Origin of the sequence: Streptomyces mexicanus (genome assembly GCF_902506575.1) — a bacterium.
In the GTDB taxonomy this organism is placed as follows: Bacteria; Actinomycetota; Actinomycetes; order Streptomycetales; family Streptomycetaceae; genus Streptomyces; species Streptomyces mexicanus.
The window spans coordinates 1-9,726 of record NZ_LR732690.1; the positions used below are offsets into that span (position 1 = coordinate 1).

The 9,726-nt window shown below is 70.4% G+C and carries 12 protein-coding genes and 1 pseudogene; 9 read left to right on the forward strand and 4 right to left on the reverse strand.

Annotated features, from left to right (window positions below; all coding sequences use genetic code 11):
* Positions 1 to 8 precede the first annotated feature (8 nt).
* Both GV126_RS35225 and GV126_RS35230 read left to right on the forward strand, forming a co-directional pair.
* Positions 9 to 1,223: a cytochrome P450 family protein gene (locus tag GV126_RS35225; protein ID WP_159675495.1), complete on the forward strand. Its 1,215-nt coding sequence runs from the start codon at positions 9 to 11 to the stop codon at positions 1,221 to 1,223.
* Complete coding sequence (locus GV126_RS35230; RefSeq protein WP_159675484.1) at positions 1,220 to 1,777, forward strand: NADPH-dependent FMN reductase; 558 nt, start codon at positions 1,220 to 1,222, stop codon at positions 1,775 to 1,777. Before GV126_RS35225 ends, GV126_RS35230 begins: the two co-directional genes overlap by 4 nt.
* Before the next feature lie 216 nt (positions 1,778 to 1,993).
* Here the strand turns inward: GV126_RS35230 and GV126_RS37035 are convergent.
* A pseudogene (locus tag GV126_RS37035) lies at positions 1,994 to 2,173 on the reverse strand (transcriptional regulator); the annotation flags it as partial.
* 356 nt (positions 2,174 to 2,529) lie between these two features.
* Between GV126_RS37035 and GV126_RS35235 the strand changes: the two are divergent.
* Positions 2,530 to 2,859 (forward strand): hypothetical protein, encoded by a 330-nt coding sequence (locus GV126_RS35235; RefSeq protein WP_159675486.1) that lies wholly within the window; start codon positions 2,530 to 2,532, stop codon positions 2,857 to 2,859.
* A gap of 128 nt (positions 2,860 to 2,987) precedes the next feature.
* On the opposite strand, the gene GV126_RS35240 is transcribed toward GV126_RS35235, so the two are convergent.
* The gene (locus tag GV126_RS35240; protein WP_159675489.1) at positions 2,988 to 3,497 is read right to left on the reverse strand and encodes an Lrp/AsnC family transcriptional regulator; all 510 of its coding nucleotides are present in this window, start codon (positions 3,495 to 3,497) and stop codon (positions 2,988 to 2,990) included.
* Positions 3,498 to 3,602: 105 nt separating this feature from the next.
* Here GV126_RS35240 and GV126_RS37040 point away from each other — a divergent pair, with 105 nt between their 5' ends.
* The 5 genes from GV126_RS37040 to GV126_RS37050 all read left to right on the forward strand — a co-directional run bounded on the left by GV126_RS37040 (position 3,603) and on the right by GV126_RS37050 (position 7,053).
* Positions 3,603 to 4,088, forward strand: a complete 486-nt coding sequence (locus GV126_RS37040) for a pyridoxal-phosphate dependent enzyme (protein ID WP_236570395.1) — start codon at positions 3,603 to 3,605, stop codon at positions 4,086 to 4,088.
* A gap of 217 nt (positions 4,089 to 4,305) precedes the next feature.
* Positions 4,306 to 4,506, forward strand: coding sequence for a hypothetical protein (locus GV126_RS37045; RefSeq protein WP_236570396.1), 201 nt, complete (start codon positions 4,306 to 4,308; stop codon positions 4,504 to 4,506).
* A complete protein-coding gene (locus tag GV126_RS35250; protein WP_159675497.1) occupies positions 4,503 to 5,465 on the forward strand; it encodes an alpha/beta hydrolase fold domain-containing protein in 963 nt (320 codons plus the stop codon). Before GV126_RS37045 ends, GV126_RS35250 begins: the two co-directional genes overlap by 4 nt.
* Positions 5,466 to 5,744: 279 nt before the next feature.
* A complete protein-coding gene (locus GV126_RS36035; protein ID WP_236570397.1) occupies positions 5,745 to 6,194 on the forward strand; it encodes a hypothetical protein in 450 nt (149 codons plus the stop codon).
* Positions 6,195 to 6,288: 94 nt separating this feature from the next.
* A complete protein-coding gene (locus GV126_RS37050; RefSeq protein WP_159675491.1) occupies positions 6,289 to 7,053 on the forward strand; it encodes an NAD(P)-binding domain-containing protein in 765 nt (254 codons plus the stop codon).
* Positions 7,054 to 7,078: 25 nt separating this feature from the next.
* Here GV126_RS37050 and GV126_RS35265 read toward each other — a convergent pair whose 3' ends face one another.
* Together GV126_RS35265 and GV126_RS35270 are read right to left on the reverse strand one after the other, a co-directional pair.
* Complete coding sequence (locus GV126_RS35265) at positions 7,079 to 7,465, reverse strand: TnsA-like heteromeric transposase endonuclease subunit (protein ID WP_419796039.1); 387 nt, start codon at positions 7,463 to 7,465, stop codon at positions 7,079 to 7,081.
* A 268-nt stretch (positions 7,466 to 7,733) separates the two neighbouring features.
* Entirely contained in the window at positions 7,734 to 8,549 is an 816-nt protein-coding gene (locus tag GV126_RS35270; protein WP_202035677.1) for a S1 RNA-binding domain-containing protein, read from the reverse strand.
* Positions 8,550 to 9,110: 561 nt separating this feature from the next.
* Here GV126_RS35270 and GV126_RS35275 point away from each other — a divergent pair.
* The gene (locus GV126_RS35275; protein ID WP_236570398.1) at positions 9,111 to 9,380 is read left to right on the forward strand and encodes a hypothetical protein; all 270 of its coding nucleotides are present in this window, start codon (positions 9,111 to 9,113) and stop codon (positions 9,378 to 9,380) included.
* The last annotated feature ends 346 nt before the right edge of the window (positions 9,381 to 9,726 follow it).

The following is a 9,726-nucleotide window of genomic DNA, read 5'->3' on the forward strand; positions in this document are numbered from 1 at the left end:
CCGGCGCCCTGTTCACTCCGGCGTTCGTCGCCGACCCCCACCCCGTGTACGCCGCCCTGCGCGAGGAGGGCCGGGCGCACCGCGTCACCCTGCCCGGCGGAGTCGAGGCATGGCTCCTCACCGGCTACGAGGACTGCCGCCGCGCCTTCCTCGACAACGACTCCTACTCCAAGGACATGGCGGCCACCTGGACCGCCTTCCGCGAGCAGCGGGTCCCCGTCACCGGCGACGTGGTGATCGGCATGGGCGACTCCATGCTGGTCTCCGACCCGCCCCGGCACACCCGGCTGCGGTCCCTGGTCTCCAAGGGCTTCACCCCCCGCCGTATCGAGGCCCTCGCGCCGAGCATCGAGGCCACCGCGAACCGTCTGCTCGACGACCTGCTGCACCGCGAGGGCGAACAGGCCGGCCGCGCCGACCTGACCACCGAGTTCACGGCCCTGCTGCCGATGGAGGTCGTCCGGCACCTGCTGGACGTGCCCGCCGAGGACGGGGAGCGGCTGCGCCGCGCCGTGGAGGCGGTGATGAGCAACGACGAGGACAGCCGGGACGCCGCCATGGCAGCCTTCCAGGAGGTCCATGACTATCTGCGCGCCCTGGTCGCCCGCAAGCGTGCCGAGGGCGGTGACGACCTTGCCTCCGCGCTCATCGTCGCCCGCGACGAGGGCGACCGGCTCAGCGAGGACGAACTCGTCTCCATGCTGGCGCTGTTGCTCTCCGCCGGCCACGAGACCACCGTCAACCTGCTCGGCAGCAGCGTGCTCGCCCTGCTCCGCCACCCCGACCAGCTCGCCCTGCTGGAGCGGGAACCCGAGCGCTGGCCGGACACCGTGGAGGAGGTGCTGCGCTGGGACGGCCCGATCCAGAACGCCATCTGGCGCTTCACCCGCAAGCCGGTCACCATCGGCGACGTCACCATCCCGGCGGGTGAGGCCGTCGCGCTGAGCGTCGCCGCCGCCGACCGCGACCCCGACCGCTTCCCGGGCGGCGACACGTTCGACGTCACCCGCGGCGAGCGCGCCCACCTCGCCTTCGGCCACGGCATCCACCACTGCCTGGGCGCGCCGCTCGCCCGTTTGGAGGCACGCATCGCGGTGCCGCTGGTGTTCGCGAAGCTGCCCGGCCTGGCCCTGGCCGGCGAGCCCGCCTACCGCCCCTCCACCGTCTCCAGGGCGCTCGCCTCGCTGCCCGTGACCTTCCGGAACGTAGGCTGGTCGGCATGAAGATCCTTGGACTGTGCGGAAGTCTGCGTTCCGGGTCGCTGAACGCGGCCGTGCTGCGCGCGGCGGCGGAACTGACCCTGCCGCCGCGCGAACTCGCCGTCGACCCGGGCCTGGACCGCCTGCCCTTCTTCAACGCCGACGTCGAGCAGACCGCGCTGCCCGAGGTCGTGGCGGAGCTGCGGGCCGCGGTCGGCGCGGCGGGCGGCCTGTTGATCGTCACCCCCGAGTACGCCCACGGCACGTCCGGCGTGCTGAAGAACGCCCTGGAGTGGCTGGTCGGCGGCGGGGAGATCGCCGCCAAGCCGGTGGCCCTGGCCAGCGCGTCCCCCGCGATCACCGGCGGCGACCGGGCCCGCGCCTGGCTCGCCGAGACGCTCACCGTGATGGGCGCCCAGGTGATCCCGCAGGACCTGCGCATCCCGCAGGCCACCCTGAAGATCGCCGACGGCCGGGTCACCGACGGGCCGACTCGCGAGGCCCTCGCCGCCCTCCTGGACGACCTCGCCCACGCCGTGGTCGAGGCCCGCGGGGCCAGCGGCACCTTCGCGTCCTGACGGCCGACGCCGTACGGACAAACGGCAGGGGTCCCCGGAACACATCCCGGGGCCCCCTGCCGTCACTGCCCGGGACCGGCTGTAGCCCGCGCCGCCGCCCGGCACTGGGACGCAGAGGCCGGCCTGCGCGCCGAGCACTGCACCGCCGACCCCGCCCGCACCGCCGGCCACGACCTGCCCTGCGCGGCGACCGTCGTCGCCGTCCACGTCCCCGGCGGCCTCCCCTCGGTCGCCTGATCCGGCGACGCCCGCGCCCGGCCGAAGGCGCACCGGGTCACCGAGCGCCTTGAACATCCGCGCGGCTGTCTCGGCCTCCTCGGCCGTGATGGGCCGTTCAGTCAGCGGTGGGCAGCACGGCACGACACCCTGACTGTCGGGTTCGAGCAGCGGCAGCACCTTCGCATGGTTGACCCACCGGGCCTGAGCCTTTCACCACTGAAAAGCAGCGGCGGCCCCAACCGCAGATGGTGGGGGCCGCCGCCGTTGTGCGCTCATCGTACAGAGGTCGGCGCGCCCGGCCGCTGCTCAGCTCTGGAACTCGGTGCTCTTCACGCCGACAGCCACCAGACGACCCGAGCACGCCCGCCGCGCCCCGGCCTCCGGGCCTGGGACCGGGGGAGGGGGAGATCCCCCGCCTGCCGTTGCAGCACAAGCGCGCCGTCCTCGTCGGCGCTGCGGTCCGCGAGAAGCTGCACTCCACCGTCGCCACACGCGGCCGGGCGTACGACGTCGTCCGGCATCACCAGGTGGCGATGCCCGAGCAGCTGCCCGCGCCCGAGCCGGCCGACACCGAGTACGACGACCAGGAGCCGGAGGCCGGACGCCGGGAGGCGATCGATATGACGGCACTGAGGGCCTTGAGGGCATCGCGCACGGACGTGGAGGCCCTCGATTTCACGGCCGATCGGCTGCGCCGCCTCCAGGACGCGTTCACCAAGGCAGCCGACGACTCCCGCGCCCGCGCGGACCGCTACGCCGAACAGGATGACGCCGACGCGGGGCACTCAGTGCGCCAGGACGACCAGCAGGCGTACCGCCCGCAAAGGCCCGGACCGCACCGCGGGCCAGAAGCTGGCCGATGAGCGCGTCCTACGGCCGCGTGGAGAGGAAGATGGACGTAGGGCTCCCGTTCCGTGTCATCCCGAGCCGGGACGGGAGCCCACACCTGCAGTGGTACGACGCGGCTGACCCGCCCCTTGCTCTGCCAGGCTCAACGCGATGGGTTCCGGGGCGTGTGTGGGGCGGGTAGCGGGAGAGCCAGGCTGGTCTTGACGGTGTCGAAGGCCACCAAGGTCTCGTAACGCCTGATGTTGTCATCGGCCTTGAACAGGCGGTCGCCGAGGCGGCCGCAGTCGGGCATGCTGCGCGCCGCCAGGACGATCACGTAGTCCCATGGCCCCGTGACCCGGTAGCACTGCTGGACCTGTGGTTCGGCGCGCATCCGTTCGGCGAAAACGCGGTGGTGCTCGAACGATTCCTGGTTCAGGGTCACCAGGACCGTCGCCAGGACGGTGGGGCCGAAGCGGTGCGGGTCGAGGACGGCGACCTGCCTGGCGATGAGGCCGTCCTTGCGGTAGCGGGCGATCCTCCGCTGGACGGCGCTCGGTGAGAGCCCGACCCGTTCGCCGAGCTCGTGCAACGTGCGTTCGGCGTCGTACTGGAGCACGTCCAGCAGCAGAGCGTCGATCTCGTCCAGGCGTGGTGGCGGCGATTCAGGCACGCAAAATTATTGCGCCCCGACGCGATAATTCTCAATCGCTTCGATCGCATGCTCGGTTAGCGTCGGTCACGTCCGCAGGCTCCGAGGAAGCGGAAGGGCAGGCGCATGGACCTGGACGTGGCGCGCATCGAGAACGCCGTGCAGGTGATCGATCCGGTGTTCCTCAATACCCCGCAGTACCTCGACGAGCAGCTGTGCTCGGCGTTGGGCGACCGCGCGGTGACGGTGAAGGTGGAGACGGCCAATCCGGTGCGCAGTTTCAAGGGTCGGGGCGCCGATCTGATGCTGAGCACACTGGCTCCCGGAACGCCGGTGGTGTGCGCGAGTTCGGGCAACTTCGGGCAGGCCGTCGCCTATGCGGGACGCGCCCGCGGGATGCCGGTCGTGGTGTTCGTGCCCGAGACGGTCAATCCCGTCAAGCGCGGGCGGATGGAGACCTTCGGCGCCCGCGTCATCGCGGCGGGGGCGGACGGCCATCGGCGCGGAAGGCCGCGACCGCCCACGCCGAACGTCATCCTGACCATCTCTACCTGCAGGATGGCCTCCAGGCGGCGATCGCTGAGGGCGTCGGGACGATCGGAGTCGAGCTGACCCGTGGAGCGCCGGGCGGCACAGGCGGTCCTGGCTTCGACGCCGTCGTGCTCCCGGTCGGCGACGGCGCAGTGATCAACGGTGTGGCGTGCTGGCTGAAGGAGCACGCACCCGGGCACCCGGATCGTGGGGGTGAACGCGGAAGGCGCCCCCGCGATGCTGGAAAGCCTGCACGCCGGCCGCCGCCATGGAGCTGGCGGCGCGCACGCTGGGCATCGTGTTGGAACCGGCAGGGGCGGCGGGCCTGGCGGCGATCACCGAGGGCGCGGTCGTCGACGACCGGGTGGCGACGGTGCTGACCGGTGCCAACCCCCGCCCCGAACAGGTCCGGGAGCTGGCCGCCCGGCTCACCAGGCCCGCATGGGCGTCGAGTCCCGCCGAACGCACGACCTTTTCAAGAGCAAGGGAGAGGACATGAATGAGACCACTGCTGTGAAGCGGCCGCCGCAGCCGGACTTCTCGGCGATCACGACCGAAGAACTGATCGCCTACCGTGCTGCGGAGAACGGCTGGCGGGCGTCCAGCGCGGCGCGGGCGCTCCTTGGCGAACCCGACCCCAGCGCCGCGATCGAGTGGCAGGACGTCGCGCTGCCGGGCGGCGTCCTGCCGGTCCGGGTGTACCGGCCCATGCCGATGTGCGACGGTGAGGCCGCCGCCCGGAGCGACCTGCCCCTCGTGGTCCATGTCCACGGAGGCGGATTCGTGGGCACGGCGGTGCAATGCGACTGGACGAACAGCCGGCTCGCCGCCAGGCTGCCCGCGCTCGTGGTTTCGGTCGAACACCGCCTGCTCGCCCCGGGAACTGCGCTGTCGGCGGCCGCCGACGACGGCTGGGACGTGCTCCGGAATGTGCTGGGGCACGCCGCACAGTGGGGCATCGACCCGTCCCGCACGGCCGTGTTCGGTGAGAGCTGCGGCGCGCTGATCAGCACCCTGATGGCCGCCAGGGCCCGGGCGGCCGGCCTGGAACTCTACGCGCAGGTGCTGGTCAACCCTGTGGTCGACGTGACCGGGACGATGTTCGACTACGCCTCGATCGCCGAGCATGCAGACAGCCCGACCCTCGCCCTGCCGCAGTTGCAGCTGCTCCAGCGGCTCGCTGTCCCCTCGGGCGCCAACGCCCGCGCTGTATCGCCGCTGTACGCGGACGACCTGAGAGGGCTCGCCCCGGCGCTCGTGGTGGTGCCCACCCCGGACCCGGTCGCCGACCACGGCCGCCGCTACGCCGAGAGGCGCCTCGAGGCAGGGACCTCCGTACGGCTCTCCGAATACCCGGGCGCACAGCACGCGTTCCTCACGTTGCCCGGCGTGGAACCACAGGCCGAGGCCGCTCAGAAAGAAATTCTCGCGTTCCTCCGCGCAGCCCTGGCGCAGTGATGCAGGAACGATCCATCGCACCCTTTCACCGGAGCAAACGAGGAAGTCCTGGGCCGGACCCTCGCACCGCACCGCGAACGCGTCGTAGTGGCCACGAATCCGCCGCGCCGCCCAGAGCCTGATCCCCGCCGGATCGCCCGACGCTCTGCTGCGTGCCTGGGAAGCGTCGTTGCGCCGACCGCGCACCGATCACCTCGACCTGTACTACCTCGCCCGCATCGCCTCCCGCCGCCCCCCGCCGATCGACCAAAAAAGAGAAGCGACGAGAGAAGCATCCTGATGACGCAACCACCCCATGCACGAAGGCCGCTCGCAGCGATGCACGCGGGCCTTGCACTCACTGTCCTCGCGACGATCGCCACGTACGTCGACCGCGGCACCACCCATCTGCTGGCGGATCACATCCGGGCTGGCTATCCCGACTATTCCCAGGCGCGGGTCGACTCGGCCGTCACCGCCTACCTGGTTGTCTCGTCCGTCATCGGAGCGCTTGGCGCCCTCGGCTGGCTCACGGCGGCCTGGGCCGTCGACGCAGGCAAGCGATGGGCCCGCCCCGTCGCGACCGTGATGTTCGTGCTCGGCGCCGGCGTCGGACTGGCCGGGCTGCTGACCAAGGACACCTCCGGCGCGACCGGACTGCCGCCGGAGCTGGGCTGGGCCGGGATGATGCCCTGTCTGGCGGGCGTTCTCGCGGTCACATCGCTGTGGAGAAGAAGGCGACCGACGTGACGACGGTTCCGTTCGACTCCGCACCCAACCATCGCGACCGTACAGAGCCGCGCAACACGAGTCACGACCACCGCGCACCATGGAGGACCGCACAGTGCAGCGAATCGGCATCATAGGAGTGGGTGAGATCGGCAAGGCCATCGTCGAGGGTTTGCACAGCGGGAGCGGTGCGTCGCCGGAGGTCTTCCTCTCTCCCCGGGGAGCCGGCGTCGTCGCCGAACTGTCCGAGCGCTTCGAGGACGTCCAGGTGTGCGCCGACAACCAGGAGGTGGCGGACCGCTCCGAATTGGTGATCATCGCCGTGCGCCGCCAGGACCACAACGAAGCGCTCGCCGGGCTGAAGGTGGACGACGACAAGACCGTGGTCAACCTGATGGCCGGCGTCGCCATCGACGACCTACGCCGAACCCTCACCACCGGCGCCCCGATCGTCCGCGCCATCCCACTGCCCACCGTGCGTGAGCGCCGCGGCGTCGTCGTGACCTGCCCCCCGCACCCGGTGGTGGACGCCTTCTTCGAACAGCTGGGCGGGGTGCTCCCCGTCGCGGACGAGGACGCCTTCAACGTCTACTCCGCACTGACCGGGACCCTCACCACCCACTACGCCTACCTCGCCACGCTCACCTCGTGGGCCACCGGCCACGGCGTCGCCCCCGACGCCGCCGACCGATATCTGCGCGGCCTCTTCCAGAACGTCGGCCGCTCACTGAATGACGACAGCCGCCCTCTGCATCGGCTTGCTGCCGACCACGAGACGCCCAAAGGGAACAACGAGCGGATCCGCACCACGTGGTTCGATCCGGCCAACGCCGCAGCCCTCAAGGAGGCCCTGGACGGCCTCCTCTCCGATCTGAGGTAACGGCCTCCCGATGGGACCGGCCACTTCAGGTTCGCCGCCTCCACCTTCTGGCGCGGCTCAAGACGCCGGTAGCGGTAACCGGCCTGCGCGCACGCCGCCTCGAGGACGGCACAGCCCGCCGGGCCCGTTCACCGCAGGCCTCCGGGCGGCTGGGGCAGTCGACGAGCAGGGTGGTGCCGTCGCTGTAGCGGGCGAAATGCTGCGGCACCCACGAATACACGTTGCCGCGCCCGTCGCGCCACGGCAGCCGGACCGGCCGCCCCGCGAGGCCGACCACCTCAGGATCGCGGTCCAGCACCATCAACTGCGCCCGCATCGCGGCCGATCCGCAGGCCACGTGCCGACCGGTCGTGGCCGACCACCACAGGCCCGGACCCCACCGCTGCCCCGGAACCACCGGGAACGCCGACACCAGCTCCAGCTCCTCGAACGCCCCCGCGAGAGCCGCGTCCGCCTACCGCTGCTGCACCACCTGCCCGAGAGGATCGACGAAGACCGCCTCACACCCGTATCCGGCATCCGCCCGTGTCTGCCGTTATTGGCCGCTTGCTGCGGCCGCTGCGCCCTTGCCACTCACATGCACCGTCCAAGCCCGCCCCGCCTGGTGACGGGCAGCTTTAGCACGACCGCCCCCTCATCGAGAAGATCGAATCGGGCATCAGCAGGCCCGAGTACCAGCTTCAGACCGCTCCGCCGGCGGCACCCAGCCGCACCCGATGACGCTGGAGATCGACCTCGGTGACCTTCACCGTGATCAGCCCGCCCTCATCAACAAGCTGATCCGGCGTCTCCACCGGCTGATCGGTCAGTTCCGAGAGGTGAAGGAACCCCACAACGTCGGCAGCAAGCTGCACGAACACGCCAAAAGGAACGATCTTGGTGATCGGCCCGGTGAGAACCCGGCCGACCTGATCCGCAAACCGAATGAGCGGATCTTCCTGCAGAGCCTTCAGCGAGAGCGTCACCTGTCCGGAGCGCGTCTCGGCAAGGATCACCTCAGCGGTGATCCGCTGGCCGGCCTCCACCGCCTCGCTGGGATGGCTGATCCAGCCCCACGTCAGGTCCGGCACCCGGATGAAGCCAGTGCACAAGCCCTCCGGTTCGCCATCGACATGAACGAAGACCCCGAAGTTGTGGACCGCGGACACCGTCCCAGTGACGACCTGCCCTCGTTCAAACGCCAGGAGAAAGGCCCGCAAGGCAGGGATCTCGCACGCCCTGGCGGAGAGGTGAAGCTGTCCTTCACGCCAACGCCCGATCTCCTCGGCCCTGATCTCCTGGCCGACCTCGAACAGCTCCGAGGGATGCTCCGTCCGCCGCATCGACGCCTCATGCCGAGGAATCCGACCGATCTCGGCCTTCTTCCCTTCGCCATCCACAAGCTGCACCAAGACGTCCGATCCGTCGAACCCTGCGACCCTCACCGTCCTCACGACCCCTGGCAGGAGCTGGTTGGTCAAAGACTGCAGGCGAGGATCAGGGGCGGACTCGGACATGCAGGCGAGCCTAGTCGGCGCCGACCGCACTGGCGGCGGCTTCTCATGACCTCACTACCGAGCCACCCTCCCACTACAGCCCGTCACCAACCGAGTCTCCGGCACGCAGAATGCGGCGAGCAGAATCCGCAAACCAGCCTGAGCAGCATCCAGCACGAGCAGGGCCTTCAAGACGATCATCCGCAACAAGCACGAGCAGTCACAGCACGGTTGTCACAGCCCGCTGCAGACGAAAACCGCAGCACACCCCTCCCCGACCAGCTTCAACAGCGGCCAGTCCGCCCTGAAGCGCCGCCCGGCGAACGCGCCAACGCACGACGAGAGCTACACAGCTCAAATCCGGACACTGTCCAGCACGTGGACGAGACAGACGATGTCCAAAACAAGCACCCCGGGGTGTCCGCAGCTGATCGATTGTCAGTCCGCCACCTCAGCATGTGACTGCGCAGGGGCGACAAAGACCTGGAGGAGGACTGGATGCCGTTCGTACGCGGGTACGTGCGCTCTGACGGAACGCCGGTACGTGCCCACTTCCGGTGGGCCTCAGGCGCACGACAGCAGATGACCATCTTCGCGGTGGTCGCACTCGTCGCAGTCAGCTATGGCCACAGCAACGCACAAACAGGGGACGGCAAGAGCCCACGCCCGGCGTCCGCAGTGACTTACCCGATCCACTTCGACCGCACCACCGACGTCCCGCGAAATGCGGCACAGCCGCGGCCCACAGTCTCCTACCCGATCAAGTTCCCCACTCCCAAAAAGCGCCCAGCGCTCCCCAAGCCGACGGTGTCCTACCCGATCGACTTCTCCAAGCTGGGAGGAGGACGGTGACCCGCAGGCCGCCAGCACGCCGGCGCACCGGACGCCGTCCGAGCAAACGGCGCCGGCAACAACACGACATGCCGCTCACGGCGCTGGGCCTGGCCGCAGTCGCGGCAGCCGGGCCGATCGTGGTGGTGGTCAACTCAGCGCGGTGCGGTCGCGGCCGGGGATCGGGGCGCGGTCGGCTGGTTGCGCGTCGGCCGGGGCCGCCGCGCCTTGCCGCTGGGACCGCGTCGGCGGGGCGGACGACCGTACGATGATCTCGTGACTGCTCGCCGCCCTCTTGGTCCTGGCCCCGAGGGCGGGGCTTTGCCGGCCGGTGCACCGGTGACGGGTTAGGTGTGGTTTGGGGGTG

Coding starts and splice junctions, on each gene's coding strand:
- GV126_RS35230 (WP_159675484.1), top strand. CDS start 1,220: ATGAAGATCCTTGGACTGTGCGGAAGTCTGCGTTCCGGGTCGCTGAAC.
- GV126_RS35235 (WP_159675486.1), top strand. CDS start 2,530: ATGCCCGAGCAGCTGCCCGCGCCCGAGCCGGCCGACACCGAGTACGAC.
- GV126_RS37040 (WP_236570395.1), top strand. CDS start 3,603: ATGGACCTGGACGTGGCGCGCATCGAGAACGCCGTGCAGGTGATCGAT.
- GV126_RS35275 (WP_236570398.1), top strand. CDS start 9,111: ATGACCATCTTCGCGGTGGTCGCACTCGTCGCAGTCAGCTATGGCCAC.
- GV126_RS35250 (WP_159675497.1), top strand. CDS start 4,503: ATGAATGAGACCACTGCTGTGAAGCGGCCGCCGCAGCCGGACTTCTCG.
- GV126_RS35270 (WP_202035677.1), bottom strand. CDS start 8,549: ATGTCCGAGTCCGCCCCTGATCCTCGCCTGCAGTCTTTGACCAACCAG.
- GV126_RS36035 (WP_236570397.1), top strand. CDS start 5,745: ATGACGCAACCACCCCATGCACGAAGGCCGCTCGCAGCGATGCACGCG.